Origin of the sequence: Paenibacillus tianjinensis (assembly GCF_017086365.1) — a bacterium.
GTDB lineage: Bacteria > Bacillota > Bacilli > Paenibacillales > Paenibacillaceae > Paenibacillus_AQ > Paenibacillus_AQ tianjinensis.
This window is the reverse complement of record NZ_CP070969.1, coordinates 2664081-2690371: the sequence shown is the minus strand read 5'-3', so window position 1 is coordinate 2690371 and position 26291 is coordinate 2664081. Positions and strand designations below refer to the sequence as shown.

The following is a 26291-nucleotide window of genomic DNA, read 5'->3' as shown; positions in this document are numbered from 1 at the left end:
TCTTCCTTAAATTTCGTTGATTTGACGCAAGAATCTGCGCGTCCGTTCCTCTTGGGGATCTTCAAAAAACCGCTGCGGAGCCGCTTCTTCGATAATATTACCATCTGCCATTAAAATGATTTTGGTCGCCACTTCACGGGCAAACTTCATCTCATGTGACACGACCAGCATTGTCATTCCCTCCTGAGCCAGCTCACGCATTACGCTCAGCACCTCACCCACAAGCTCAGGATCGAGCGCAGAAGTGGGTTCATCGAATAACATTACTGCAGGTTCCATCGCCAGCGAACGGGCAATCGCCACTCTTTGTTGTTGCCCGCCGGAGAGCCGAGAAGGATAATATTCTTCACGCTCGGCCAGTCCAACGCGGTCCAGAAGCTTCCGGCCTATAGCTACAGCCTGCTCTTTCGGCAGCTTCTTCACAGTGATCAGTCCTTCAATCACATTACCGAGCGCTGTTTTGTGCGGATATAGGTTAAACTGCTGGAACACCATCCCGCTCTGCTTACGGATATTCCGGGTGGCCTGCTGACGCAAACGTCTGGAGGCAGCGGAATCTACCACAATCCCATTTACTTCAAAGCTGCCGCCTGAGATATCCTCCAAACCATTTAAGCAGCGAAGTAATGTGCTTTTGCCTGAGCCGCTCGGTCCCAGGACAACGACAATATCCTGTGCTGCCACCTGTATATTAATGCCCTTCAGCACTTCTTGATCCTGAAAATGCTTCGATAAGCCTGTAGTCGTTATCATGTTAATGTCATCTCCATGTTCAATAAGCTTTGGCCAATCTGCGTTCGAACCGTTCCAGGATGAAGGCCAGCCCTGTACTCATAATCCAATACATCACACCGATCCCCAGATAAAAAGGCATATATTGATAATACTGGGCAATGAGGAGCTGTGCTTGACGCAGGAGTTCGCTGACCGTGATTACTGAAACGAGTGAGGTCTCCTTCAGCATACCAATGAACGTATTTCCCATAGGTGGAATGGCAATACGCATGGCCTGGGGCAGCACAATTCTGCGCATCGCCTGCCATGGCGTCATTCCGGTTGAATAAGCAGCCTCCAGTTGTCCCTTCGGAACCGACAAAATGGCTCCACGGAACGTCTCAGACAAGTATGCTCCGGCATTTATACTGAGTGCAATATAGGCTGCTGTCAGGGAACCAAGCGTAACACCATAATCTACAAGGCCATAATAGATGATAACAATCTGTACAAGGAGCGGTGTCCCGCGGATGATTGATACATAGAAACGGGCAATCCACCGAATCGGCGGATTCCCTTTGAGACGGGCGATTGCCACCACGAGTCCGATGATCAGACCGAACAACATAGAGACAATCGTCAACAGTAAAGTGTATCCGGCGCCCTTCAGCAAGAAGGGCAGATTGTCGAATACGAGTTGCATTAAATACTACCCCCTTCCCGCCATAGGACGCACGCTCCAACATTTATTTTGCAGGTGTCTCATTGAACCATTTCTGGAAAAGAGTATCGTATGTGCCGTCTGCCTTCATATCTGCCAAGGCTTTATTCATGGCATCCCGAAGCTCTGCATTATCCTTGCGAAGAGCTACACCCGCCATATCGGATTTGATCGGTTCGCCCACCGCTTTAATCTGAAAGCCATTCTCATCCACAATCGGCTTCAGGGCATACAGATTATTAATGGTCGCATCAATCCGTCCTGCATCCAGATCCTTCAGTGAGGTAATGACATCATCATACGTCTTGATCGTGAAATCACCTACTTTTGGCAGCACTTCGGTACGCAGGTAGGTTTCATCGTTCGTTCCGAGCCCCACCCCAATCGTTTTCCCTTTGAAGTCTTCCAGCTTCGTGATATCTGTGTTTTTAGTATTGACGATGATTTTGACATTGTTCGTAATGTAAGAATCCGTGAAATCAATTTGCTTCTTACGTTCATCAGTAATCGTAACCTGGCTAATCACGATGTCGAATTTCTCCGCTTGCAGACTTGGGATCAGCCCGGAGAAATCTTGAGTCGTGAATTCTGCTGTCACTCCAAGGCGTTTGGCAATTTCCTTGGCGATATCAGGGTCAAAACCGTCTACTTCTTTCTTGTCATTCAAAAAGGTATACGGCGGATAGGTTCCCATGGTACCGACCTTGATCACACCCGCTTTTTTAATTTGTTCCAGTTCATTCGCAGCCGTAGTTCCCGAGTCTGATTTCCCTCCGCAAGCGCTTAGAACCAGACCGAACACTGCCAGTGCTGTTATTGTAACCATAGTAAATTTACGTTTTATCATTATTGTTTCTCTCCCTTTATCTATATTTTTCCCAACAATCCGTAAAATTCGAAATTGGCCAATTCACTCGCTAATTGCTGTGCCGAAGCCTCCGCAACCTTAGAATGAATGTCTTCGGAGCCAAATAACCAGCGTGAGAGCAAGCCGTCACACATACTCATCAACAGAGCAGCGCGAAGCTCAACCTCTATACCCTCCGGCAGCATTTGCAGCTCTATCGCTCTTTCAATATTGCGGCGAAAAGCTTGCTCCATCGCATTCCGGGTAGCTGAAATACGCTTCCTTATCGTTTGATCGGCTCCATTTCCCATCAGGAGGATCTCCATAAGATGGCGGTTCTCTGCGGCGAAATTGAATAACCGGTGGAACAGTGCTTCTGAAGCTTTTACCATATCCGCTATATCTCCCGGATCTTGACGATAACCTTGAGCGATCACTTGCAGCAGCTGTTCCTTGCCCGTTTCGATAATCTCCAGCGCAATGGCTTCCTTGCTCTTAAAGTGCCAGTAAAAGGTTCCTTGCGCTACACCCGCTTCCTGAACGATGTCCGATATTTTCGTCTGATGGTATCCCAGCCTGGCAAACTTCTCCAGAGCAATCTGCATCAGCTGAGCTCTGCGGTCTATGTTTCCATTGTTTTCATCTATAGGCAATCCATCTCCCCCTCCCGATTGATTCGTCAGTCAGTTGTCTTTTTTAAATCCTATAGGATAACTATGTTATTGTCAATAGATTCTTGATATTTCTTCAAGGAGGGCATATTTTTCTGGAATTAGCTAGAAGCAACCAGCCGCCCAGCAGTATGACGACTTATATTTGGTACTACCGGGAATATAGCTCTTCACTAAACCTGCTTCCGTGTCGATAAATTTTAAATACACATGGAAAAGTATGGAGGAGCATATGAATAGTAACCGCAGAACTGAACCTTTTCGCTACACTCTAAAAGAACCTGCTACATTTGATCTACATATTCTTGCCATTAACGGAATCCCCGTCCCACGCAAGCCTGTAAGTGCCCAACTATATGACATTAGCCGTTCGGGATGCCGATTAGCGATTCCTTTGAACATTAACCCGGATGCTAACCTGGTACGTATAGGCATGGATATGGCCCTCTCTTCAGAATCTATGTACTTAGAAGGAACATTGAAATGGTATAGGGAGGAATCTGACACCTTTCACTACGGCATTCAATTGGACATTCCTGAAGCTGACAAGGATCGCCTTCCAAAAATGCTGCGCACACTGGCTGGTGAAGGTAAAATATTGGTTCGTTGAGAAATACTTCTCCACAACCCTCCACTTACTGCCACGTGAGTAACGGAGCTAGTGTTAAATCGTCTTGAAGAGCCCGCATCCCACGCGGGTTTATTTATTCGTTGGCAATTAATTGTTTCTTTTTGGCATAATCTATGGTATCTATTGTAAGTCAAAGAACAAAATGCAAACAAAGGGAGAGGTTTCAATGTGGGATCGTAAAGAAATAAAGCGAAGGGCAAAGGATGTGCTCCGCACTTCGTACTGGAAGGCTTTTGTAGTGAGTTTAATACTGGTTTTACTTGGAGAATGCTCGGGGATCCCAAGCTTGAATGAAAGAATAGGCTCCTCATCCATTCGTTCAGAATGGTCCAACTCGGTTCATGACTTGGATTGGGGATTTTTAGGCCCCTTCCTTATTATCGTATTTTTCATTGTTAGCATAATCGCAGTACTTGGAATTGCATTTTATATTCTGATCGGTTCTCCTCTCACAGTAGGTTCATTGCGTTACTTCAAACAGGCTGCCGAGGGTGAAGTCCGTATGGGCAATATCGGCTATGCGTTTCATAAGGAACGGTATTGGGCTATAGTTCTGACAATGATTTGGAGAGGTTTTTTGAATTTCTTATGGTTCCTGTTACTGATCATTCCAGGAATAGTTAAGTCCTACGCGTACAGTCAGGTACCTTACATCCTTGCAGACAATCCGAATATCGGATATAACCGTGCAGTAGAATTAAGCAACCAAATGACAAAGGGACATAAGTTCCGCATGTTTGTGCTTGATCTGAGCTTTATTGGATGGATTCTGCTTGGTCTGCTGGCACTCGGCATCGGCGTCTTATTCGTCCAGCCCTACATCAATGCCACGAAGGCAGAGCTTTACTTAGAATTACGCCATACTGCACTTACATATAAAATGACAACAGAATATGAACTTCGGCTAACACCGACACCTTATTTTTAATCCTACCTGCTATTAATAATTCGGAGAACCAGCATAAAGAGCCTGCACAAGCTGCAGGCTCTTTATGCTGTAGTAATAACGATTAAAACTTGTTCGTATACTCGAGAGCAGGTTATGTCAACACTAATCAGTCAAAAACCTGTTCCAGCACTTGCGGATAATAAGGACTTATGATTTTATATGCATTCAAGTGAGGATTATTCAGATCATTATCATAGATGATCATATGCTGTCTTCCCTTTAAAATAATATCAAATCGTTGCTTGCGGTCAGCCTGCACGATCGTTATATAGTAGTTGAATTTATTGTCAGAGTTTACATTACGGGCCGATTTCATTAACTGAACATGAGAAAATTCATCAAAAATCCTCTTAATGACCGCAGGATCAGTAATAATGACATCATTTTTCTCACCGGGAACTGAAGACAATCGGGTGATTTCTAGAGAGGCGATGTCATCCAAACGGATGGTATTTGCTACGATTCTTTTAAAAGAAGTATAGCGGCTAGCTGTGTAGGCCATCAAAGAGACGCCTACCCCTGTCAGAAGCGCACCCGCAAGCATGTATTTTCCACTTTTCACCATAGTTACCGTTCCTCCCTGTTATACGATTCTGTAAGCTACAAGTATAAAACGATATAGACATTGGTGCAAATCTGCAATCGTACCGATAGCTATTCCCGGACATCATTTCGCCGCGGATAAACGTGCAACCGCAGATTCATTAAATCCTTTGACAATAAGATATACCGCTAAAATCATCTCATTCGCCGCTACAGGAAGTGACAATAAGGCGCCCCAGACTGAAAGCTGAGAGAATACGCCGAACATTTCCAACAATGAAGCAAGGAAAACGGAGACCCCACCTGTCATTCCCAAGATCGAAATAAACCGGGGAACAAGCTTAGTATGATAGAAGATATAACTATACAGCAATGTATTAATCCCCAGCATGAAGTTAGGCCCAAGCATGAAGGTCCAGTCATGAACGGCGTGCAATACAGTGCCGGACGCCAGGTACGCTCCGGGATCCGGGGCGGCTGCAGCTACATAATCCCGGCTTAAGGTTAACAGGGACAATATGCTGACGATGCCAACAGTAATGACTACTGCTTCCATGAACCGAAAGAGAACATGGGCAAGCGCGATGCTTTCATTGTACCTGCGCAAGAATGGGAACATGGTAACCGACGTCCCGACCGCCGAAACAACAAGAATCAATTCCATCAATGCTCCCAGGATCACCTGGTTCGCGTGTGCAGCACCCTCATTCAGGTAACCGGTATCTTGGAGGATCGGACTGTAAAGGATAAGCGCAACAATCGATGATACCGCTGCAAGGATAAACAGTAATCCTACGACTTTCCCGGCTGATTTGGCTGATTTCATGTTTTAACCTCCATCTTCTTCTTTACGAGTTTGTTCCCCATAAAAAAATACCTCTTCCAAATGCAAGCTGAATGCCTGAGCGATGCGAAAAGCCAGCTCGAGTGAAGGCGAATAATTGCCCTTTTCCAGAGCCACGATGGTTTGCCGGGTTACACCCACCTTGTCAGCCAATTGCTGCTGCGTCATTTCGTTGTATTCGAATCTTAATTTGCGGATATGATTGCCAACAAGATTTTTACTCATTTTAGACTCCTCTCCTGTAGTGATATAGCTTCGTTACGGAGCCCGCGACATCGGATATGAATCCCGAGACAATCAGGATGACAAACATCACCTGCACAGGCTGTTCGATGACAAGTGATCCCATGGCAAGAAGGAAACCGAGAATAAAGATGAAGAAGCCGTTTCGGTGCGATTTCAGTTCGATCTGTTTATCCAATTCATCCGCGAAATTCGGCTCCTTCTCCCCGGTCGTGATCCGAAAAACAATATTGAAAATGATACTGATCACGATATGCGCAATGATAGAAACCAAAGTCAGTACGAGGACAAAAGAGCCCCAGTAGTGAAACATCTCAGTCTGCTTCATTCCTTCCGCTGGATACTGCACAACCTTGTACGCGCTAAAAGATACGAAAATGAGAATAGCGCTAATGATCGATACGATGCTCTTTTTTTCCTGATAAGTCATGCTGTACTCCTCCTACAGAATATTAAAAAGTTAAGTTTGTTATACACAATGTATATCATACCATTCTCGGTGTCAAGTTTTCTTTACATTACTGGCCAAATAAAAAAATACCCGCAACCTGTGCGGGCTTGTTTTAGGGAATAAGAACGATTTGAATTTCGTACAAAAGAACATGCTGTTTACGGGCTTAACGCTCCCTGTTCACCACATAATTCATTAGATGTTTTAAGAAGGGTATATTACGGGGAATCGCTTGTAATGCTTCTGTAGCAAGACAATAGTGTTCCCACATTTCCTTGCTCGCACCTTCGATTCCCAGGATCGTTACGAAATTCGAATTATTGTTTGCCACATCCTTGCCGACCGGTTTGCCGAGTACATCCGTATCTCCCTCTACATCGAGCAGATCGTCTTTGATCTGAAAAGCAATCCCCATATGATAGGCAAATTTTTTGAGAGCAGTAACTTCCGCCTCGCTGGCCTCTGCAAGCATAGCCGGCATGACCAGACATGCCTCAAAGGCCACCCCAGTCTTATAAAAGCAAACCATATTCAGCTGCTCCAGGGTCAAACTCTTGCCTTTTGAATCCAAGTCCATAGCCTGCCCCATACACATGTCTTCTGCCTTTTGGGCCGAGTAACGGATCAGGGCAAGAACGGTCTCCGCGTTGAAGCGGTTCAGGGAGGCTTGTTCTCCAATCGCTCTCTGAATCAAATACAGACCGGTTAATTCGGCAGTAGCACTATTGTGTACCTGATGCAAGGTCTCCCGCCCTCTGCGGGTAGACGCATTATCCTGTGAGGGCAAATCATCAAAGATCAGGGATGCAGTATGCATATATTCGAGTGATTTCAGAAGCGGAACAATGGCCTCAGACTCCAATCCGTATTCATTCACGCCCATGACCCAGGTCAGAATAGGACGAACCCGCTTCCCGTCCCCTTCCAGACTGTAATTGGCCGCATCGATCAGCTGTTCCTTCATTGCCGTAATCCCCGGAGGCTTGGTGAATTTCAGCTTGCTGTTAATCAGACTGCGGGCACTTTTGAATGTAGCGTGGAATTCCTCCTGTTCCCTTGCATCTTTTCTCAAATGATCAACCATCCGGTCCCGCAGCAGCTTATCAAAAAAGTCCACATCATCCGCTTTGCGCACCATTTTCTGGATAAGCTGATTGAGTTCCGGAAAGCCAGCTGCAAACATACCCATCGTCTCGTTGTACTTCTCAGCTCCTGCCCGTTCTTTGAACCGCTTTAGTCCATTAATTGCCCGGTCCAGTATGACCTCTCGGGCTTTGGCATTGGAGTCATATACGCTGCGGATGAGATTGGAAATGACTGCCCAATACAATTCGAAGGGATTAATTAAATCCGGTCTTTGCTTATGATATTGTAAATAATAAGTATAGGGTGTCACCGCACCATCCTTCAGATCCTGGTCCATATCTGCGAAATCATCAGCAAGCTGATTATAAATGCCGAAAAAGAAAGTCCGCTCTTCAAAGCCCGCATCCTCAGGCGCACTGATTACAGAACGCGCAATCAACCGGGACGATGAAGACTTCAAGATAACGGGAATATACAGTTCATCATTGGTGTAATCGGGCTGTGAAAGCATCTTAACACGGTCGATATCCTGGGCATGAAAAAAGACATAGGACTGCTCGAAAAAGGTCTGCTGCGTGTCAGGGCTCTGATGCTCCTTAATATACTCAAAAGCCTCTGTGAGCTCCGAATGGATATAATGAATCAGCTTCACATTCTCTCCGGTCCATACACCCAGCTCAGGCACAGCTCCGGTAAGCAGTGCAGAACGAATCAGATCGGAATATTGCGTTTTCTCTTGAAGAGTCAGAATCTGAGAATCCAGCAAATCATCAATGAATGGATAAGTGAGTCCATAGGAATAACCGAGCCTGATCGCTTCATCAAGCCTGCGGGAACGCTCCCCGTGCGGAGTAGCATCCCCCAGCTCATCCATCACATGCAGAACAACGCCCAGAATAATCTTGATCAGCTTACGCTGGGCATGCTCCGCACTCATTCCCTCAGGGATATGTGAAGCTACCGATCTTAGTTTTTTGAACAACCAGATCACTGCAGCTTCCGTCCCTTCCTTCCGGGCCCATCTGTAAACCCCTGCTACATTCATAAATTCCGGCTGCTCACCTTGGTTTGTGTTGGCGGACTTTAGCAAATGTTTGTTCAAATCAGCCACAGTACTCTGAATCCGGTTCTGGGTGACCGATGAATCCAGCGTTTTCCCCAGATCTCTCAAATAAATGTAAGAGACACTGCGGTCCAGGTAATCATCCAATTTCCCTGTGTAATTCAGCCATTGAATGTACCTGTAGTAATCCCGGGTATCCGGCTTGTTCTTTCCCCGTGAAAGGAAGCTTAAGCCCGAATAACCCCGCATATGCTTCCGTTTCCATATTTGAATATCCTCTGTCAGGGCTGGCACATAAGACTTATTCCTGACCTGATTATAGAGCGATGTAAAATACCCGGCCGCCCTCTTCTCAGCCAGTTGATAGCCCTCATTAACATGATCCATAACATTTACATTCATATGATGCACAACCTCAATGTCTTATTTGATTTACATAGCTGCATTTCACCTTGGGGAATTCACGCATTCGATTCAAGCTTTTTATCCTTATACGGGCAATAAGCAGTTAGGTTACGGAATCCATCTGAAGGGTCAACAAAAAGAGAAGGCCCGTTTAGGACCTTCTCTAAGTTGGAGGGATTATTTAGATAAGCTTTGCAGATAAGCATCCGCTTCTTCATAAGTTGGATAATGTACCGCAAAGCTTCCGAAAAGTCTCTTCATCTGCATTTTCCAGATTGGGGAGTTTGCTACATAAGCCCAGCCGCCGAGGCCTTTAGCAACAGCCATATCGCCAGTAGGTGCAAGCAATCCTGCAACCTCAGGGGAAAGAATTGTCGCTGAACCTGTTACGTCGGTTATTCCCGTAAAGCCCGGTTTAAGCTGCTTCATCGCTTTTTCAAAATCAGATATATAGGATGGCACGTCCGCTTCAGTAAGTCCTAGTGCTTTTACGACCACTTGATTTTTTTGAACATTTACTTCCATTGTGTAAGGCATGCTGATTCCTCCAAGTATAAATATAAAATATGTACCTACAAAATTTATATCGGCAGTTCTTAAAGACGAGTTGAGAGAAAAAGGAAATTTTATTAATCTATTTAACGAATTTCAGATTTTCTCTTAAATAAAAGAGCTTATTTTGTAGCGGAATATCCGCCATCGATAAGATGGACTGTGCCCGTGATAAAGCCGGCTTCATCGCTTAGCAGGAAGCATACAAAATTCGCAATCTCATCAGGAGTTCCGTAGCGTTTAAGCGCTGTCCCGCCGGCAATTGCGGATTGTAAGCCTTCTACGTCATCCGAAAGGAGCCGTTCATAGCGGCCCATCATGACTGTTGGTACAGGCCCTGGCGCAAGTACATTGGCCCTGATATTGCGCGGACCCACCTCAGCCGCAACAGACTTGGTTAAACCGATAATCGCGTGCTTACTTGCGGAATAGGCAGCATCACCGGCCATCCCAATGGTACCATGAAGGGAGGCACAGTTTAGAATGGCCGAACCGGACGGCATGTACGGAATTGCGTATTTCATCATCATAAACTGGCTGATAAGATTCGTGTTGATAACTCTTTCAAAAGTCTCTACCGGGTATTCTTCCACTAGTTGATTATCGCCGGTAATAGCAGCATTATTGTACAGGCAATCAATTTTTCCGTAATGTTCAATAGTATCCTTGATTATGCCCTTAACAACATCTTCTTTTGAAACATCCCCCTGAATAAATAGCGCTTCTCCTCCCAGTTCAGTAATCTCCCGCATAGTAGCTTTTCCGGAGCCTGAGATGGTTACACAAACGACAGAAGCCCCCTCTACGGCAAGTCTGATGGCAGAAGCCCTTCCAATTCCGCTTCCCGCTCCGGTGACAATGGCTACTTTTCCGCTAAATCTGTGATTCATCAAAACACCACTTTCTTTGTTATAGAGTTTCGGTTCGGTATTGTTCCTCATTTCGACCCATTCCCTAATCAAGCGAGCAATTTCGACATATCAACCAAATTATACCATAATTTAAAATGTTTAAAAACTACATTTTCACTAAAAAGAAGTATATGCATAAAAAAAAGAGAGCCTACCTGCAGCTCTCTTTGTACACTCATGGTTAGTATGAATATTGACTCATTTGCCTGTATAAAGCTTTGTTTTCTTCAAAGCTTCCAGGAAAGTGAATTTACTGTAAGCCGTTCCGCCTTGGGCCAGCGGATCAACCAGATTGACATAAACGTTGCCACGGAAATTTTGGTACTGCTAAGAATAACGGCCGGCTTGAGCTTACCGCTTAACCGCCAAACAATAATTTACATTATCAAAGGCCGTAATGGGATGAGCCGGCTGGCTGTCATTATATGCCTTGAACAGCTGTCCGGTAATTTCAGCTGGGGTCAAATGCTGATAGATCAGCAGATTTAGCTCCTCCAGCATCTGCTCCAGCTCCCGGTAGGAGTAGCTTGCCTGCATCGGCTCGCCTGCCTGTGCTGCCATCATTAACTGCTTCTGCGTCCGGCCACCCGCCTGTGGTGTAAAGGTAAACTCATCAGGATAATCAAACACGATGCTGCTGCCGCTTGGGAGCAGCAGCACAATGGCGGACAATAATTGTTTAAAGGTATCCTTGGGCAGATAATAACTGATGCCAAGTAAGCTGCTGAAGCTGATCTGCTTCGGGTCAAAAGCGGGACATGACAGCACTCCATTCTGCCAGTCAGGTTCAAGGAAATCAGCCGGAATGTAATGCACATTGGACGGGACATGCCAATGTAGCGCAGAGATCCGCCGCTGCTTGTCATCACCCGTAGCGGGGTGATCGATTTCAAAGATTTGCAGATGATCTGCAAAGTCCGGCTGTCGGTAAGCGAAGGTATCGTATCCGGCGGCAAAAATCAGATATTGCCTTGCCCCTAGTGTGACCGCATTCTCAAGCGCCTGTTCCGCAAAGGCGGCCCGCCCCAGCGGAGACGGTGACAGCTGCCAATCAACGATTGCCCGCAGGCACTCCTCCTGTGTGCCGGTAAATTCCGGCAGGAAGAAGGTTATCCCCTTCGACATGTTGCTGGAGATGTTCGCGTATTCTTCGTTGGTTAATAGTTCTCTTGCGAGCCGGTCATCAAAAATTTTGATCTGATTATGCTCTGCGTGATAGGCTCTCGCAAATGCACTAACAAGCGCTGTGATGCTTTTATTATTCATTCGTTATCACCTCACATCTGTTGTACCATTCAGCCGGATTACGAAACAATACTTGATTTTTCTGTTATTTTATGGTATAATAAAGGTAATAATTTTATAAGTTTCACACTTTCGCCACATTTACTTTAAGAAAGAATTGATGAAACCTCCATGGTGAATAAACATAGGTTTTAGGACATAAAAAAGGGAACTCTCGGGTTCTCTTTTTTTTGTGTATTCTCATATAGAATTGGTCTTAACAACGCTCGACCCCTAAATTAATACTTCCTTAAAATCAGCCCTGCTGCACTTGAGCATCCATTTCCAGCAGCTCGAATTGATTGCGGGAAAAGCGGATCAGTCCATCCTGCACCATCCGCTGCAGTTCTCTGGAGAGGGCACTCCGGTCAACCGTCAGATAATCTGCCAGATCGGTCCGGCTGAAGGGGATTTCGAAGCGGGCCGAATTGTTTTTTTGGGCCTGCAGGTTCAAATAATGCAGCACTCTCTCCCGCAGCGATTTGTGGGAGACCAGATCAAGCTTTTGATAAACCGCCCGGTTGTTCTCCAGCAGTAAAGCCATCATATTCTCAATGATTCGTCCTCTCAAATGACAGGTCACCTGGCCTGGACGGACGATGTTATTAATCCGGATAAACAGAATACGGCATTCCGAACCTGATACCGCTTCATAACCGCTTGGTTCCCGTTCAAGTCGGAGTGCTGTCTCCCCGAGAATCTCCCCGCTCTTCAGTTCAGAGAATATAAACCGGTTGCCTGAGACATTCTCCTTGCACAGCAGCACGTTGCCGTAAAGAATTATACCCGCTGAATCTAGGAGCTCATCCTGCTCAAAGATAACCTCCTTCTTCGCAAAATCCCTGATGGTTCCCTGCAGACAGCTCAAGGCTTGCTGTACTTCTTGACTACCGAAACCCTTAAATAATATCGTGTTTTGTATTTTATTCATATATTCCTGCAATTTATCCGCCTCCTGTTGCCATGGCAACAGAGTTATGGGAGAAACTCTGCTACAATTCAATAAATGAGAACGATTCTCACGTTACGTCTTATTATATCAAAGGACAAGAATCAATCAATAGATACAGGAGGACACTATGAGCGGAATTACATCAGGGACAGTATTTTATTTAGACCAAATGATCGGCGTCAAACCTAACCGGATTGCAAGCCGAACACTGGACTTTTCTGAAGTGGCGGATGATCGCGCTGGAGCAGCGGAATGGGTGCTGTATGCCATGGATCAGGGGGAAACGATCAGTTCGGAAACTTCTCCGGAGTCCAAGCTCATTTATGTACTGGAAGGTGAGCTTCATATGCTGGTGGATGATAAGCCGTGTCATCTGCCGCAAGGAGCCTCCGTATGTGTTAAGCGTAATACATGGCATGAATTCGCTGCGCAAAGCAGCTGCAAGTTTCTGCAAATCAAAATTTAATATGAAGGCAGGTATTCCATATGGAGCAAGCAGGTTTTATCAAAAAATTGCCGCATTCGGAAGTTATAGATCTACGGAACATCATCACAGTTGAAGAACAGCAGGTATCCAGCCTGACCCTGGTGCAGCGTCCCAATCTTGCCATGACACTGCTCTCCTTGGATAAAGGTTCATCCATTGGCGGCCATTCCTCTCCGGGCGATGCTATGGTTAATATTTTGTCGGGCCTGGCACACATCACCATAGCGGACAAAGAGTATAGCGTACAAGCAGGAGAAAGCATTATATTACCTGCAAATATCCCCCACGCGCTGTATGCTGCGGAGGCATTCCAAATGCTGCTGATTGTCGTCAAACCGGATAAAAAAGAGGTAAAGCTCGGTGAAAAAAGACTTCCTCCCCAAGACAGATGATGAGAAAACAAGAAGCCCGCATTAGATGCGGGCTTCTTCAGCTTATGGCTTATCACTTATTGTAATTATCGGCCAACCTCAAGAGGTTACCGTTTCTGTGCTTCTCCACCGCAGTTTATACAGCTCAGGCATTACAACCCCAAGCAATACCAGAACTACCCCGATCCATTGCAGTCCGCTTACCTGCTCATGCAGCACGAACGAGGACAGCAGTACTGCCACCGGAAGCTCGGCCGCACCGAGAATTCCAGCCATTCCGCCTCCGATATGGGGCACGCCAATTGCAAACAGCACCGGCGGAATAAACGCTCCGAACAACCCGAGCAGGAATCCGAACAACAGCAGCTGTCCCCATAGCAAGCCGTTAAACAGGAAATACGGCGGGAACAGGATGCAGAGCAGCACCAGACCGCCTGTAACCATCCAGGCACTCCGGTAAGCCGGATGTACTGAGGGAACGGCTTTCCCGCTAAAGATGATGAACATCGAATAGCTTACCGCTGATAGCAGACCGAGTGTAATGCCTAAGAAATTGAAGTGAGCTGAATTCTCTCCAAGCACCCCTGCCGCTAGCAATGTTCCGCCGAACAACAGGAACAACGTCAATACGGTTATTTTATCCGGGCGCTGGCGTTTGCTGACAGCCTGGATTAACACACTGATCCAGGTGAACTGGAACAGCAGAATAATCGCCAGCGATGCCGGGATGTAGCGGAGAGACTGGTAATACAGGAGGCCAGTGACGACTGTCGGTGCCCCTGCCAGCATTAGCAGCAGTCTGTGCTTCCATGTCATCCGCGGGGATACACGTCCGGCTTCTACCGGTATAATTCCTTGTTTCCGCTGCTTGCGTGTCTCTCTCACTTTGGTATATAGAGCCAGCATCCAGGCCAGTATACAGCCGGTCATCAGCTGTGTGCCGACCACTTCTCCCAGCTGGTATCCTTGTCCGTATGCGAGTACAACTATAGTCGACAAGATGCCATAGCTCATCGCTCCTACCAGAACCGAAATTAAGTATTTCATATCCTTCATATCTATTATGCCTCCTGAAACTTCTGTATCGGCCGTTACACGCAAAAAATCCTAACTCCGGGATAAACACCATAAGCATGGTCTTTATCATCGTAGTTAGGAAGAATAGGCTTCCTGTAGAAACCCTCGCCCTATAAATGCCTGAACGGCTGCGAGGTTATACGAGAACTTTTATAATTATCAGCATGACGACTTTTCATATGTTACACGGCAAGTAAGATGGTGTCAACCTTTAATTGTTTAAATTTGTGGTTTATCTCCTATTCACCGCTATCCCCAAGCGAAACCTCACCGGAGACTTTGTTCCACTTCAGACTGATTCCCAGCAGCTCACAGAGATCCTGCAGCGGAAACTGGGTAGCATCGGATAAGGCTTTTAGCGAAATTGTACGCTCAGTCTTCTTCCCGTTAATGAACAGCTGTTCCGGATCACTGGCTTTAATATGAATAACTGTGCCGCCATATGCGAATGACCAGACCCTAAAACGGTAATTATTGAACTTCGGATCGGGATTAGACTGAGTCATATTCACCTTTACACCAAGCGCCTTGAATACACTGCTGTAAGGAACATACAGTTTCCCGTTGATAACGCCTGTCGTTCCATAAAAATCAACGGTCTCTCCGTTCAGCAGAAAGGCCAGCGGAGTTTGAACCGGAGCAACAGCAATTGTATCGTCATTCGTAACCGTCCCGCTGCCTGTGGCTAATCCGCCATAAAATCCTTCCCCCCAGCCCAATAACGTGCCTTTCTTATCCTGTGCAAATCCGAAGCTGCCCGTGCTGCCCCATAAATCGGTGATTCGCTCTGCACCTTTGACTTGAAACGGCTGATTAAGGGGTCCGGAGTTATAATTCCATTGCCAGAGTGTTCCGTTAGTCTTCAGTACATACAGCTTATTGTAGCCAGTCTGAAGTTTATAGACACTGCTAAGGCCTGCTATTTCGGACGGTGCTTTCAGCGTCTTGTTCCAGCGCAGGGCTTGTCCATCCGCACGCAGCAGAAAGGCGTTATCCCCGGATGAGGCCATTTGCTTAATCCCTGATGCGGCAAGCGTGTTCACGGTAACCGGATCACTTGCCCAGCGGATTCTTCCCATAATACTGTTATAAATGCTCAATTGCTGCACACTGCCATCACCCTTAAGGAATAGCGCGTCATTGCCGGCGATCACAACTGAGCGGATTCCGGTAATTCCCGGCAGCGGCAGGTAGCGGACCTTCATACGCATATTATCGTTCTCATCATAGGACGGGTACCATAATGTTGCCGTGCCGTTTTTCATGACTGCTATCCCCGCTGAACCGTCTGTAGTGATGAAGGAGACATTGTGGAGTCCTACCAGCTTAGCCGGGCCTCCTCTTTTCTGGTAAGGCAAAGCAGGGTCATCGCTGATATATGAACCGTAGGTTTGACCCCAGCCCCACACTTCTCCGGCAGCATTCAACGCAAAAGAAACATTATTTCCTGCAGCCACTTGAACAATATCTGCCAAACCGGCAATTCTTTTCGGAATGAATTGATCAATATTGGTTCCATCGCCAACCTGGCCATATTTGTTATAGCCCCAGCCGGTTACCGTACCGTCACTCCAGGCAGCAAGCCCGTGCGCATAACCGCCAGATACACTTACCGGATGTGCAGCCGCCGCCGCGCTTACCTCTCTACCCCCTGACGGAACAATTGCCGCGGCCAGGAGCATCATTATCAAGAACTGTATAATTCCTTTACGAGTATTCACAAGATCTCCTCCTTGTATATTGAAAATGACTGTAACAATAGCCTCCATTTTGAAATGAGTCTACATTATTCTACCAATTATGCCCAGCCATATAAACCTTTAGCGGATGGAGTTTCATCTGTTCAAACTGATCCGAGGGCCAGCATCTCCCATTCTGTAGTCTTTCGGGTTCAATTTGAAAATTAGATATGTTACTATTTACAGGATAAACTGAATCCGGGATTCAGTACGCATGTGCGCAGAAACTCTTGAAGAAAGTTAGTGATGTAATGATGAAGCCTGACAACTTTTCCTTTGCTGTTCAGAGGAAGACAGGACAATACAGTGATACTCAATACTGGCTGCTCAGTTCTGCCGGTGAACCTGGTGCGGAGCGGCAGTATTCTGCTGAGGATAAACAATCCATTGCGGAAGCTGCAGCAATATTAGCCGGCGGAGGTACGGTAGCGTTTCCGACAGAAACAGTATATGGCCTGGGGGCCGATGCCCGTAATACCTCAGCTGTTGAAGCGGTATTCGCTGCCAAAGGACGTCCCGCTGACAATCCGTTGATTGTACATCTTGCGGACCGCGAGCAGTTGGTTGAATTTGTTACCGGCGTAAGTCCAGCTGCAGAAGCCTTGATGGATGCTTTTTGGCCAGGCCCGCTGTCATTGGTACTGCCTGTACGCGCCGGCGTACTATCCGAACGCGTAACAGCGGGGCTTGATACAGTCGCCGTGCGGATGCCGGCTCATCCTACGGCGCTTGCCCTGCTGAGCGCGGCTGCCTGCCCCGTAGCGGCACCCAGCGCCAACCGTTCGGGACGGCCGAGTCCGACAACGGCCGCCCATGTCCGCGAAGACCTCGCCGGTTATATCGGCGGGGTTCTCGATGACGGGCCAACCGGCGTCGGATTGGAATCGACCGTCGTGCAGGTGCAGCCTGACGGGAGAGTCGCCATCCTCCGCCCGGGCGGGATCACAGCCGAGCAGCTGGCGGCTGTGCCCGGTGTTGTAGTTGCTCCGCCATCCGGGACCGTCAGCCCGGCTGGCGGAGAAGCAGCCGGCGGACCGGAGGTGGCCGCTGGCAACAGCCCGGCACCGCGTGCGCCGGGCATGAAGTACACCCACTACGCGCCGCAAGGCTCGCTCACCATCGTGAGCGGGTCATCGCAGGAGCGTGTGGCAGACCAAGCCGCGGCCCTGCTGCAGGCAGCGCAGACCCGCGGCGAGAAGACCGGCCTGCTGCTCTTCGAGGAGCACCTGGCCTTGTATCCTACCGCTGCCGCCGGCTGCATGGTTTCACTGGGCTCGCTCAACGCCCTGGAGGAAGGTGCACGCGCCCTTTATGGTGCACTGCGGCGCTTTGATGACGCCGGGGCGACCTATATCCTGGCCGAAGCTTGCCCCGAATCGGGTCTAGGTGCCGCTATCATGAACAGGCTGCTTAAGGCAGCCGGCGGTTCGGTCATCAGCACGGATTAAATACGGCGCTCTGCACAACATATAGGCAAACGAAGTTCCTAATGGGGCTGCGTTTGCCTTTTTATCATGCAGCCCAGGGTTGTCCATTTGCATAAATATAACACTATCTGTTAGTTTTATAGAATTAATTGATTGGCTATCAAAAAAGAATTAATTGGCAATTTGATGTCAGGTTTAAGTAAAATTTTAATAATTCGTTTATGGATAGCCACATTATGCAGACAGGGAGTGTTCATTCAAGTGTCCACTATTTCATCAGAAGCTTCGGCTTCCGCCGCAAATTATGTCCAGCAGGTATTCGAGGCAGTCAAACGCCGTGATCCGCTGGAACAAGAATTCCATCAGGCTGTGAAGGAAATTCTGGAATGCCTGGTTCCTGTACTGGCGCGTCATCCTCAATACATGGAGAATGCCATACTGGAACGGCTCGTTGAACCGGAGCGCAGTCTCTCCTTCCGTGTTCCCTGGATGGATGACTCCGGGACAATTCATGTGAACCGCGGCTACAGGATTCAATTCAACAGCGCTATAGGTCCCTATAAAGGCGGGATCCGTTTTCACCCTTCTGTCTATTCCGGGATTGTTAAATTCCTGGGCTTCGAGCAAATCTTCAAAAATGCCTTAACCGGCCTGCCCATCGGCGGCGGTAAAGGCGGTGCCGATTTCGATCCCAAAGGCAAGTCTGACCGGGAGATCATGGCTTTTGCCCAAAGCTTCATGACAGAGCTGTACCGGCATATTGGTCCTGACACGGACATCCCAGCAGGAGATATTGGTGTGGGTGCGCGGGAGATCGGCTACATGTTCGGACAGTACAAACGGATCCGCGGCGGACATGAGGCCGGAGTGCTGACCGGTAAAGGTCTGCTGTATGGCGGCAGCCTGGCGAGAAAAGAAGCTACGGGTTACGGCCTCGTATATTTCGTCCAGGAGATGCTGGCGGCGCAGGGACTCGGCTTAGAGGGGCAGACTGTGGTCGTATCCGGCTCAGGCAATGTCTCTATCTACGCTATGGAAAAAGCACAGCAGCTTGGTGCGCTTGTCATCGCCTGCAGCGACTCCGGCGGATTCATCCATGATCCGCAGGGCATCAAGCTGGATACGGTGAAACGGTTGAAGGAACAGAACCGCAGCCGGATCAGCGAATATCTTAAAGAGCATCCGCATGCGGAATATATAAAGGGCAGCACCGGGATCTGGAACCTCCCTTGTCAAATTGCCCTGCCTTGCGCGACACAGAATGAGCTTGATGAAGAAGCGGCACGTGCCCTGGTGGCGGGCGGGGTGCTGGCTGTCGGAGAAGGCGCCAATATGCCGTCTACGCTGCCGGCGGTCAATTACTTTTTGCAGCAGGGAATCCTGTTCGCTCCGGCAAAGGCAGCCAATGCAGGCGGAGTAGCCGTTTCAGGACTTGAAATGAGCCAGAACGGCATGCGACTGTCCTGGTCGTTCGAAGAAGTTGATGAGCGGCTGCGGCTCATTATGAAGAATATTTACCGCAGTGCCGTCCGGGCTGCAGAGGAATATGAACTGCCCGGTAATCTGGTCGCCGGTGCGAACATCGCCGGGTTCCTGAAGGTTGCTGATGCCATGCTGGCCCAGGGAGTGGTCTAAGACCTCCGATTAAGAGAAGGTTCATCCTTTTTGAATATAAGCACAAGAAGACGCGCCGCTAATAAACCAGCGGCGCGTCTTCTTTATCTAACACCTACCTGTGAAGTCCATTCCTACAGCAGTTCACGGCGAAGCTCTTCCGGTGACTTAGGCGAGAGGTAGCCAAACGGAATATCAAACACCGTCTTGGCTCCTGCCGCCCCTTCTGCGCTGAGGCGCGAGGCCGCCCTGGCATAAGCGATCAGCACGCTGGCCGTGAATTCAGGGTTGCTGTCCAGCTTCAGCCCGAACTCTGCGATCTGCTTGCTTCCGTTGCCGGTAACTCCGCTGCGGATGACGAATCCGCCGTGCGGCATTCCGGAATGGTCCCTGGCAAGCTCCTCTTCCGTAATGAATGTCACCGTCGTATCGTAATCGGCAAAGTAATCCGGCATATGGGTGATCGTATTGCGGATAGCTTCCTGATCCGCCCCCTCCTCGGCTACGATGAAGCAGTTGCGGCGGTGTTTCTCGCGCGTCGGCAGCTCCGGAGTTTCACCGGAGCGGATACGTTCAATCACTTCCTGCACCGGCACTGTATATTGAACCCCAGCCTTAACACCGGGAACCCGGCGGATCGCATCAGAGTGGCCTTGGCTGACTCCGGTTCCCCAGAACGTATACTCTTTCCCTTGAGGCAGCACAGCCTGCATCAGCAGCCGGTTCATGGAGAACAAGCCCGGGTCCCAGCCGGTAGAGATGATCCCTACCTTCCCGCCCTCTACAGCGGCAGCATTCACTTTTTCATAAAATTCCGGAATTTTGGCATGTGTGTCGAAGCTGTCCACCGTATTGAATAATTTCACCAGCTGAGGTGTCTGGTCCGGCAGATCCGTCGCCGATCCTCCGCACAGAATCATCACATCAATCCGGTTTATGTACTCCCCGGCATTATCGAGGCGCTCCACTGTTGCTCCCGTTTCCTTCGCCAGTTCTTCCGGGTTTCTGCGCGTAAAGATCGCAACCAGCTCCATATCGGGGTTCTGGTTAATTGCCAGCTGTACTCCTCTTCCTAAGTTGCCGTAGCCTGCAATCCCTACTCTAATACGTCTGTTCATGATGTTCCTCCCTGCCGGAATCTTCCGGATGATTTTTATTCCTTTAAATTACAAGTATATATACATTACATGAAATGTAAACATTTTTCCGCCTCTTCCTGAAGTTTTTCAATAAAGATCAAGCCAGACTTGCTTCATGCAATCTGCTATGATCCTTTTTTTGCGCCTTTTTCAGTCTATCCAGGGATATCTGCGAAACTTCATTCTTGTCTCAACATAAATAGAAATATATCTGCGCATTCACCCTGTTTTTCAGGAAATCTTATGTATATTTTGGATCCAGAACCCTTATTCTCTGATAAATGAATCATGAGAAGCTAACGAAATATACTCTTAAGGGGAGGTGTAAATGCTGAACAGATCCGGATCCGTTAAGCTGCTTGCCGTTATTGCCGGTATTGTCATTCTTAATATTGCTGTTTTATCTCCTGGTCTGCTGGACGTGGAAATCGGTGGTGAACGCGCACAGGAAACAGCTTCAGGAGTAACGTTATTGTTCATCAGTCTGCTTGTTGTGCTCTACGGAAGTTATACTTTACTTTTCAAAGCTCCGGCCTCTAAATCTGCCCGCCCGTTAACTTCACCTGATGATTACGCTGCCCTGCTTCAACAATACAAGAATGTGAAGGTGCTGAAAAATGATGTCCTTCTCGCCTTGGATCAGCTGGAGCGGATGGAGAAGAAGAGAATTACCTTAACCCGTGTACTGAGTGAGCGTTTTGATCCGCTGGAATTAAGCTACAGGAAGTTCAGTTCTGTGATAGCCGAAGTAGAAAAGCTGCTGTATCTGAATGTCAGGGGAATACTTAACAAGCTGAGTTTGTTCGACGCCTCTGAGTTTTCCCTTTTTGCCAATACCCGCAAACCTCCTCCATTCTCCGAGAAACTGATCCAACAGAAAACGGCTCTTTATAACGACTTTTTCACCTCATTAAAAGGCTACCTGGGCGCAAATGAGAAAATTCTGCTCAAGCTGGATCAGCTGCTGCTGGAAATTTCGGAGCTGGACAGCATGAGTTACGAAAGGATCGAAGAAATGCCCTGTATGCAGGAGCTAAGCGCCTTAATCAATCAGACGAAACTATATCAATAGCCGGAGGAGGATATATATGGCCAGGAAAGGCAGAACCGTCTTGTTCCTTGCGCTGATCGCAGCCGCTGTCTTTGTTCTAGTCTATTTCGGGATAACCCTAACTTCGAATTTGGGCAAATCCAAGACAGAGATAACGGCCGAAGATGCTGATAAAAGGCTCAATAAGCTCTACAAAGAGATTAAGGTGACGCAGGCGCAGCAGATAAAAGGACAAATAGATCTGGACCCTGCGGAGGTCGGAGACTCTTTGCCTGACATCTCCAAATTCCCGGTCTCCGTAGAGAATACAACCGACAGCTATGTCGAGATCTTCTCCTCCACAGAGAAATCCGGTACGGGGAATGACGGATGGCTGAATGAAGTGGCATCAGCGTTCAATGCTTCCAATATCATGGTGGACGGGAAACCTGTATCCGTGAAAATCCGCAACATTGCTTCCGGAACGGCCGCTGATTACATAAGATCCGGCAAGTATGTCCCGGATGCTTTTACACCTTCTAATGAGTTATGGGGCGAGATGGTAAAAGCCGGCGGAATCCAAACCGAGCTCGTGTCCAAACGGCTGGCCGGCAATGTAGCAGGTGTAGTAACAGGAAAGAAAAAATATGACGAGCTGGTAGAGAAATACGGCGCTATAAACGTCAAAACGATTACCGATGCGATTGCTGCTAACGAGCTTGCCATGGGATATACCGATCCTTTTGCCAGTTCAACCGGCCTTAATTTTCTGGTAACTGCTTTAAGTACTTTTGACAGCTCGGATCTGCTGAGTGAGGAAGCGGTTCAGGGGTTCGAGAAATTCCAGGCTAATGTACCGTTTATCGCCTCCACTACCCTGCAGATGCGGGATGCAGCCAAGTCGGGAATGCTGGATGCATTTGTCCTGGAATATCAGACCTTTGTCAATGCATCCGACCTGAAAAGCGGTTATGTCTTCACTCCGTTTGGGGTACGGCATGACAGTCCGCTCTATGCTCTAGGGGATCTGCCGCAGGCCAAAAAGGAGATTATCCAAAAGTTCGCTAAATTTACCGCGCAGGATAAGTATCAGAAGTTAGCAGAGGCCAAAGGGTTCAACGGCCTGAATGACTACGTCTCCGAACTGCCACCGTTGGACGGTAATCTCCTCTCCTCTGCGCAGAAGCTGTGGAAAGAAAAGAAAAACGGCAGCACTAAGGTCGCAGCGGTATTCGTGGCTGACGTCTCCGGCAGCATGGCCGGTGAACCGCTGAACCGTCTCAAGGAATCGCTGCTCAAAGGCCAGAAGAATCTGGGAAAAGACAACAGCATCGGCTTTGTCTCGTACTCCAGTGACGTAACCATCAACCTCCCCATCGCCAAATACGATACCAACCAGCAATCGATGTTTGTCGGTGCGGTTAACAGCCTGCAGGCTACAGGGGGTACGGCTACTTTTGACGGCTTGGTGGTGGCCATGAAAATGCTGCAGGATGAACTCGCCCTGAACACCGGGGTAAAACCTGTGATTTTCCTGCTCAGTGACGGAGAAACCAACGAGGGTCATTCCCTCAATGATATTAGGGGCTTGATCGAAACCTACAAAATCCCGGTTTATACAATTGGCTATAACGCCAACATCAAAGCACTGGAGAGCATTTCAAGCATCAACGAAGCAGCTAATATCAATGCCGATACAGATGACGTCGTCTACAAAATCGGCAATCTGCTGAATGTCCAAATGTAAAATACTTACTTAGGAGGCCTGTCATGACATTTACGATGGAAATTCCAAACGCTGAGAAGCTGAGGTCTGCGATTGCCGAGGAGGTAAAGCCCGAGCCTGAAGAGATTACAGTGTTGAAAGAGCTTGCGATTAGCAATGTTTCGAGCATCCTTGAGTTAGATCTGGAGTCCCTGGAGAAACGTAAAGCAGTATTGCAATCCATTGACAGCTTCGGAATGGGCACCATGCGCTCTTCCTCGGAGAAGAACTCCCTCCTTCAGGTGTCCGTGGGCAATCTCTCCAAAACCGGTGATGAAGGCGGCCAGGTCGCTAAAGGTTTAACAGAGCTGCATCTGCAGCTGAAAGATTTAGACCCGAGTGCCGTCGACTTTGCCAAAAGCGGGCTGTTAGGCAAATTTTTTAACCCGCTGCGCACTTATTTCGCTAAATACCAGAAAGCTGACGCTGTTATCTCTGACATCATTCAATCTTTGGATAAAGGCAAAACCATTCTTAAAAATGATAATACAACACTCGAAATTGAACAGCAGACCCTTCGTGAACTGACTAAAAAGCTGCAAAAGGAAATTCAGCTCGGACTCCTGATGGATCAGGAAATTGAGACGCAGATTGAGGCTGCCAAGGTGCGCGGCGAGTCCGAGGACAAAATCCGCTTTATTACAGAGGAGGTTCTTTTCCCGCTCCGCCAGCGGGTGATGGATCTGCAGCAGATGCTGGTCGTCAACCAGCAGGGAATCATGGCCATCGAGGTCGTCATCCGAAATAACAAAGAGCTGATCCGGGGTGTGGACAGAGCCAGAAACGTAACCGTCTCGGCCCTTAAGATTTCGGTTACGGTTGCCAGCGCATTATATAACCAGAGGATTGTGCTGAAAAAAATCGAGCTGCTGAATCAGACAACAGACAATCTGATCAGCGGCACTTCAAGAATGCTTAAAGAGCAAGGAGCTGCAATCCATAAGCAGTCGCTTGAAACCAGTATTTCTGCCGATACGCTTAAACAGGCGTTCTCCGATGTGTTGTCTGCGCTGGACTCCATCAGCACTTACAAGCAGGAGGCCCTTCCCAAAATGCGTGAAACCATCAGCCAGTTCCGCGAATTGGCCGATACCGGCGAGAAGCAGATTCTGCGTCTGGAAAAAGGTTCTACCCTCGGACTATAATGGTGATTAACCACATGCTATCGCAGGGCCTGGCGGGATTATCCGCCGGTGCCCTGTGTGATTGGCAATATGCTGGTACCGGTGAATACTAAAGGAGGGGACTTAATGCATCTACTCGATCTTGAAAGCCTGAGTTCACAGCAAATTATTGAGCTTTTTCAATTGGCCCGCCATTTAAGCTCGGAAAAGCCGCCACAGCTTTTGAAGGATAAAACCTTCGTCCTGTTCTTTCCGGAATCCAGTCTGAGGACACGCATTACGTTTGAAAAGGGTATTCAGGATTTAGGAGGCAAATATATGATGTTCCCTCCGGAAACACTGGATAAGCGGGAGCAATCAAGCGATGTAATCCATTACCTCGAAAACTGGGCCGATGGTGTTGTTGCCAGGCATTCCAGCTTCACCAAACTGGTTGAAATGTCTGTACACTCCTCTATACCAATCATTAATGCAATGACTGCCCGTAACCACCCCTGCGAAATTTTAAGTGATTTATTTTCGATCAGCCAAATCAGAGAAAATTACCGGGAACTGGCCTATACCTTCGTAGGACCAGCTAGCAACATTTCAAGAACCTGGTTCGAAATAGCCAAGGTTATGAACCTTACCTTTAACCATGTGTGTACGGCTGGAAATGCACTGGGGCCGGATACAGATAACTATAAATACATAACCAGTCTGGATGATATTCTGCCGGAAAGTGATATCATTCTGACCGACTCCTTACCTAAAGAATTTAAGACTGCTGAGTACTTGAAACTCTATCAAATTACACTGGAACGGATGAAGCGTACCCGTCCCGGCGCCTTACTTAACCCCTGTCCTCCCTTCTACCGGAACGAAGAGGTCAGCGCAGATGTCATTGACTCGCCTTATTTTGCCGGATTCCAGTTCAAAAAGAATTTGTTGTACATGCATCAGGCGGTACTTTTATATTGCTTATCGAATTAATGGGCTAAGTCATCCGCATTGATTGACTGTTTATTTTGCATAGCCCGGGAGACCATGATGGAGGTACGGGAGGCAATGAGTCTGAACTACTTCGACTTACCCATGAAGCCTTATCTTGAGGGGGTGAATTAGATGCTGGCGCTTGAGGAGTTGGAACATTATCTGCTGCAGAATGAGAGTAACTTCGAGATTATTGCCCATCAAACGCCTATTCGCTCGACACGGGATGCTGAACAGTATTTCGATATTAAGAAAGCTGCGCCGACGCTCATTTTGCAGACGAATCTGGGTTTAACCGCACTTATTGCCAGCTCTCAGAGGGGACGGCTTGATTTTGGTTACTTGAAAGAAGCCTTCGGCTATACCAAACTAAAAATGGCGGATAAAAAGGCTGTTGTGGAGAGGACGGGATACTCTCCCGGTGCTATTCCTTTGATCGGACACGGGTTGCCATGCATCTTTGACACTAACCTGCTTGCCCTGGATTACATTTATGGAGGGTCCGGCGATGAGCTGCATACCTTGAAGATAGTGCCGACTGACGTCATCCGGCTTAACACTGTGATCTCTTTTCTGGAGTAGAAGCCGTATTCAAGTAAAAATGAAGAGGAGTTAAAAAAGCGGCATGGGCTGCTTGGTCCGTAATCCGGATACAAGCTAATCCCATGCCGCTGCTGTT

27 protein-coding genes and 1 riboswitch are annotated in these 26291 nt (G+C 47.9%); of the genes, 11 read left to right on the top strand and 16 right to left on the bottom strand.

The window, feature by feature from the left end; translation table 11 throughout:
• Positions 1 to 6: 6 nt before the first annotated feature.
• From JRJ22_RS11850 to JRJ22_RS11835, 4 genes are read right to left on the bottom strand one after another with little or no spacing between them, the layout of a single operon-like run.
• Positions 7 to 753 (bottom strand): amino acid ABC transporter ATP-binding protein, encoded by a 747-nt coding sequence (locus JRJ22_RS11850; protein ID WP_206104628.1) that lies wholly within the window; start codon positions 751 to 753, stop codon positions 7 to 9.
• Between the two features lie 19 nt (positions 754 to 772).
• A complete protein-coding gene (locus tag JRJ22_RS11845) occupies positions 773 to 1417 on the bottom strand; it encodes an amino acid ABC transporter permease (protein ID WP_206104627.1) in 645 nt (214 codons plus the stop codon).
• A gap of 43 nt (positions 1418 to 1460) precedes the next feature.
• Complete coding sequence (locus JRJ22_RS11840) at positions 1461 to 2282, bottom strand: substrate-binding periplasmic protein (RefSeq protein ID WP_206104626.1); 822 nt, start codon at positions 2280 to 2282, stop codon at positions 1461 to 1463.
• A gap of 20 nt (positions 2283 to 2302) precedes the next feature.
• A complete protein-coding gene (locus JRJ22_RS11835) occupies positions 2303 to 2887 on the bottom strand; it encodes a TetR/AcrR family transcriptional regulator (RefSeq protein ID WP_206105102.1) in 585 nt (194 codons plus the stop codon).
• Between the two features lie 298 nt (positions 2888 to 3185).
• On the opposite strand from JRJ22_RS11835, the gene JRJ22_RS11830 reads away from it, so the two are divergent.
• Positions 3186 to 3563 (top strand): PilZ domain-containing protein, encoded by a 378-nt coding sequence (locus tag JRJ22_RS11830; protein WP_206104625.1) that lies wholly within the window; start codon positions 3186 to 3188, stop codon positions 3561 to 3563.
• 187 nt (positions 3564 to 3750) lie between these two features.
• A complete protein-coding gene (locus JRJ22_RS11825) occupies positions 3751 to 4512 on the top strand; it encodes a DUF975 family protein (RefSeq protein WP_206104624.1) in 762 nt (253 codons plus the stop codon).
• 127 nt (positions 4513 to 4639) lie between these two features.
• On the opposite strand, the gene JRJ22_RS11820 is transcribed toward JRJ22_RS11825, so the two are convergent.
• From JRJ22_RS11820 to JRJ22_RS11780, 9 genes are all read right to left on the bottom strand, one after another.
• Entirely contained in the window at positions 4640 to 5098 is a 459-nt protein-coding gene (locus JRJ22_RS11820) for a hypothetical protein (RefSeq protein WP_206104623.1), read from the bottom strand.
• Positions 5099 to 5200: 102 nt separating this feature from the next.
• Positions 5201 to 5902: a DUF4386 domain-containing protein gene (locus JRJ22_RS11815; RefSeq protein WP_206104622.1), complete on the bottom strand. Its 702-nt coding sequence runs from the start codon at positions 5900 to 5902 to the stop codon at positions 5201 to 5203.
• Between the two features lie 3 nt (positions 5903 to 5905).
• Positions 5906 to 6145 carry a helix-turn-helix transcriptional regulator gene (locus JRJ22_RS11810; protein WP_206104621.1) on the bottom strand — a complete coding sequence of 80 codons (240 nt, stop codon included), beginning with the start codon at positions 6143 to 6145 and terminating at the stop codon, positions 5906 to 5908.
• A 1-nt stretch (position 6146) separates the two neighbouring features.
• The gene (locus JRJ22_RS11805) at positions 6147 to 6593 is read right to left on the bottom strand and encodes a hypothetical protein (RefSeq protein WP_206104620.1); all 447 of its coding nucleotides are present in this window, start codon (positions 6591 to 6593) and stop codon (positions 6147 to 6149) included.
• A 187-nt stretch (positions 6594 to 6780) separates the two neighbouring features.
• Positions 6781 to 9165, bottom strand: a complete 2385-nt coding sequence (locus tag JRJ22_RS11800) for a polyprenyl synthetase family protein (protein WP_232381117.1) — start codon at positions 9163 to 9165, stop codon at positions 6781 to 6783.
• Positions 9166 to 9345: 180 nt separating this feature from the next.
• Entirely contained in the window at positions 9346 to 9705 is a 360-nt protein-coding gene (locus tag JRJ22_RS11795) for a hypothetical protein (RefSeq protein WP_206104618.1), read from the bottom strand.
• 137 nt (positions 9706 to 9842) lie between these two features.
• Positions 9843 to 10610: an SDR family NAD(P)-dependent oxidoreductase gene (locus JRJ22_RS11790; RefSeq protein WP_206104617.1), complete on the bottom strand. Its 768-nt coding sequence runs from the start codon at positions 10608 to 10610 to the stop codon at positions 9843 to 9845.
• A 372-nt stretch (positions 10611 to 10982) separates the two neighbouring features.
• Complete coding sequence (locus JRJ22_RS11785; protein WP_206104616.1) at positions 10983 to 11897, bottom strand: class I SAM-dependent methyltransferase; 915 nt, start codon at positions 11895 to 11897, stop codon at positions 10983 to 10985.
• Positions 11898 to 12171: 274 nt separating this feature from the next.
• Positions 12172 to 12846, bottom strand: a complete 675-nt coding sequence (locus tag JRJ22_RS11780) for a Crp/Fnr family transcriptional regulator (protein ID WP_232381116.1) — start codon at positions 12844 to 12846, stop codon at positions 12172 to 12174.
• A gap of 148 nt (positions 12847 to 12994) precedes the next feature.
• On the opposite strand from JRJ22_RS11780, the gene JRJ22_RS11775 reads away from it, so the two are divergent.
• Both JRJ22_RS11775 and JRJ22_RS11770 read left to right on the top strand, forming a co-directional pair.
• Complete coding sequence (locus tag JRJ22_RS11775; protein ID WP_206104614.1) at positions 12995 to 13333, top strand: cupin domain-containing protein; 339 nt, start codon at positions 12995 to 12997, stop codon at positions 13331 to 13333.
• A gap of 20 nt (positions 13334 to 13353) precedes the next feature.
• The gene (locus JRJ22_RS11770) at positions 13354 to 13746 is read left to right on the top strand and encodes a cupin domain-containing protein (RefSeq protein WP_206104613.1); all 393 of its coding nucleotides are present in this window, start codon (positions 13354 to 13356) and stop codon (positions 13744 to 13746) included.
• Positions 13747 to 13824: 78 nt separating this feature from the next.
• On the opposite strand, the gene JRJ22_RS11765 is transcribed toward JRJ22_RS11770, so the two are convergent.
• Together JRJ22_RS11765 and JRJ22_RS11760 are read right to left on the bottom strand one after the other, a co-directional pair.
• Positions 13825 to 14772, bottom strand: coding sequence for an EamA family transporter (locus JRJ22_RS11765; RefSeq protein ID WP_206105101.1), 948 nt, complete (start codon positions 14770 to 14772; stop codon positions 13825 to 13827).
• Positions 14773 to 14854: 82 nt separating this feature from the next.
• A riboswitch (purine riboswitch) is annotated at positions 14855 to 14966 on the bottom strand.
• Between the two features lie 75 nt (positions 14967 to 15041).
• Entirely contained in the window at positions 15042 to 16523 is a 1482-nt protein-coding gene (locus tag JRJ22_RS11760; RefSeq protein ID WP_206104612.1) for a chromosome condensation regulator RCC1, read from the bottom strand.
• A gap of 269 nt (positions 16524 to 16792) precedes the next feature.
• On the opposite strand from JRJ22_RS11760, the gene JRJ22_RS11755 reads away from it, so the two are divergent.
• Together JRJ22_RS11755 and gdhA are read left to right on the top strand one after the other, a co-directional pair.
• Positions 16793 to 17989, top strand: a complete 1197-nt coding sequence (locus JRJ22_RS11755) for an L-threonylcarbamoyladenylate synthase (RefSeq protein WP_408637893.1) — start codon at positions 16793 to 16795, stop codon at positions 17987 to 17989.
• Between the two features lie 240 nt (positions 17990 to 18229).
• Positions 18230 to 19603 (top strand): NADP-specific glutamate dehydrogenase, encoded by a 1374-nt coding sequence (gdhA, locus tag JRJ22_RS11750; RefSeq protein WP_232381114.1) that lies wholly within the window; start codon positions 18230 to 18232, stop codon positions 19601 to 19603.
• Positions 19604 to 19716: 113 nt separating this feature from the next.
• On the opposite strand, the gene JRJ22_RS11745 is transcribed toward gdhA, so the two are convergent.
• Complete coding sequence (locus JRJ22_RS11745) at positions 19717 to 20700, bottom strand: diaminopimelate dehydrogenase (protein ID WP_206104610.1); 984 nt, start codon at positions 20698 to 20700, stop codon at positions 19717 to 19719.
• Positions 20701 to 21049: 349 nt separating this feature from the next.
• Between JRJ22_RS11745 and JRJ22_RS11740 the strand changes: the two genes are divergently transcribed.
• The 5 genes from JRJ22_RS11740 to JRJ22_RS11720 all read left to right on the top strand — a co-directional run bounded on the left by JRJ22_RS11740 (position 21050) and on the right by JRJ22_RS11720 (position 26194).
• Complete coding sequence (locus JRJ22_RS11740; protein WP_232381113.1) at positions 21050 to 21793, top strand: hypothetical protein; 744 nt, start codon at positions 21050 to 21052, stop codon at positions 21791 to 21793.
• Between the two features lie 16 nt (positions 21794 to 21809).
• Positions 21810 to 23498: a VWA domain-containing protein gene (locus JRJ22_RS11735; RefSeq protein WP_206104609.1), complete on the top strand. Its 1689-nt coding sequence runs from the start codon at positions 21810 to 21812 to the stop codon at positions 23496 to 23498.
• 23 nt (positions 23499 to 23521) lie between these two features.
• Positions 23522 to 24661, top strand: a complete 1140-nt coding sequence (locus JRJ22_RS11730) for a toxic anion resistance protein (protein WP_206104608.1) — start codon at positions 23522 to 23524, stop codon at positions 24659 to 24661.
• A 105-nt stretch (positions 24662 to 24766) separates the two neighbouring features.
• On the top strand, positions 24767 to 25612 hold the full coding sequence (locus JRJ22_RS11725; RefSeq protein ID WP_206104607.1) for an ornithine carbamoyltransferase: 846 nt from the start codon (positions 24767 to 24769) through the stop codon (positions 25610 to 25612).
• A 132-nt stretch (positions 25613 to 25744) separates the two neighbouring features.
• Positions 25745 to 26194, top strand: coding sequence for an aminoacyl-tRNA deacylase (locus JRJ22_RS11720; RefSeq protein WP_206104606.1), 450 nt, complete (start codon positions 25745 to 25747; stop codon positions 26192 to 26194).
• The last annotated feature ends 97 nt before the right edge of the window (positions 26195 to 26291 follow it).

Bases quoted from the DNA above. Each gene is read 5' to 3' on its own strand.
- JRJ22_RS11850 (WP_206104628.1), bottom strand. From the start codon at position 753: ATGATAACGACTACAGGCTTATCGAAGCATTTTCAGGATCAAGAAGTG.
- JRJ22_RS11845 (WP_206104627.1), bottom strand. From the start codon at position 1,417: ATGCAACTCGTATTCGACAATCTGCCCTTCTTGCTGAAGGGCGCCGGA.
- JRJ22_RS11840 (WP_206104626.1), bottom strand. From the start codon at position 2,282: ATGATAAAACGTAAATTTACTATGGTTACAATAACAGCACTGGCAGTG.
- JRJ22_RS11835 (WP_206105102.1), bottom strand. From the start codon at position 2,887: ATGCAGATTGCTCTGGAGAAGTTTGCCAGGCTGGGATACCATCAGACG.
- JRJ22_RS11830 (WP_206104625.1), top strand. From the start codon at position 3,186: ATGAATAGTAACCGCAGAACTGAACCTTTTCGCTACACTCTAAAAGAA.
- JRJ22_RS11825 (WP_206104624.1), top strand. From the start codon at position 3,751: ATGTGGGATCGTAAAGAAATAAAGCGAAGGGCAAAGGATGTGCTCCGC.
- JRJ22_RS11820 (WP_206104623.1), bottom strand. From the start codon at position 5,098: ATGGTGAAAAGTGGAAAATACATGCTTGCGGGTGCGCTTCTGACAGGG.
- JRJ22_RS11815 (WP_206104622.1), bottom strand. From the start codon at position 5,902: ATGAAATCAGCCAAATCAGCCGGGAAAGTCGTAGGATTACTGTTTATC.
- JRJ22_RS11810 (WP_206104621.1), bottom strand. From the start codon at position 6,145: ATGAGTAAAAATCTTGTTGGCAATCATATCCGCAAATTAAGATTCGAA.
- JRJ22_RS11805 (WP_206104620.1), bottom strand. From the start codon at position 6,593: ATGACTTATCAGGAAAAAAAGAGCATCGTATCGATCATTAGCGCTATT.
- JRJ22_RS11800 (WP_232381117.1), bottom strand. From the start codon at position 9,165: ATGAATGTAAATGTTATGGATCATGTTAATGAGGGCTATCAACTGGCT.
- JRJ22_RS11795 (WP_206104618.1), bottom strand. From the start codon at position 9,705: ATGCCTTACACAATGGAAGTAAATGTTCAAAAAAATCAAGTGGTCGTA.
- JRJ22_RS11790 (WP_206104617.1), bottom strand. From the start codon at position 10,610: ATGAATCACAGATTTAGCGGAAAAGTAGCCATTGTCACCGGAGCGGGA.
- JRJ22_RS11785 (WP_206104616.1), bottom strand. From the start codon at position 11,897: ATGAATAATAAAAGCATCACAGCGCTTGTTAGTGCATTTGCGAGAGCC.
- JRJ22_RS11780 (WP_232381116.1), bottom strand. From the start codon at position 12,846: ATGAATAAAATACAAAACACGATATTATTTAAGGGTTTCGGTAGTCAA.
- JRJ22_RS11775 (WP_206104614.1), top strand. From the start codon at position 12,995: ATGAGCGGAATTACATCAGGGACAGTATTTTATTTAGACCAAATGATC.
- JRJ22_RS11770 (WP_206104613.1), top strand. From the start codon at position 13,354: ATGGAGCAAGCAGGTTTTATCAAAAAATTGCCGCATTCGGAAGTTATA.
- JRJ22_RS11765 (WP_206105101.1), bottom strand. From the start codon at position 14,772: ATGAAATACTTAATTTCGGTTCTGGTAGGAGCGATGAGCTATGGCATC.
- JRJ22_RS11755 (WP_408637893.1), top strand. From the start codon at position 16,793: ATGATGAAGCCTGACAACTTTTCCTTTGCTGTTCAGAGGAAGACAGGA.
- JRJ22_RS11745 (WP_206104610.1), bottom strand. From the start codon at position 20,700: ATGAACAGACGTATTAGAGTAGGGATTGCAGGCTACGGCAACTTAGGA.
- JRJ22_RS11740 (WP_232381113.1), top strand. From the start codon at position 21,050: ATGCTGAACAGATCCGGATCCGTTAAGCTGCTTGCCGTTATTGCCGGT.
- JRJ22_RS11735 (WP_206104609.1), top strand. From the start codon at position 21,810: ATGGCCAGGAAAGGCAGAACCGTCTTGTTCCTTGCGCTGATCGCAGCC.
- JRJ22_RS11730 (WP_206104608.1), top strand. From the start codon at position 23,522: ATGACATTTACGATGGAAATTCCAAACGCTGAGAAGCTGAGGTCTGCG.
- JRJ22_RS11725 (WP_206104607.1), top strand. From the start codon at position 24,767: ATGCATCTACTCGATCTTGAAAGCCTGAGTTCACAGCAAATTATTGAG.
- JRJ22_RS11720 (WP_206104606.1), top strand. From the start codon at position 25,745: ATGCTGGCGCTTGAGGAGTTGGAACATTATCTGCTGCAGAATGAGAGT.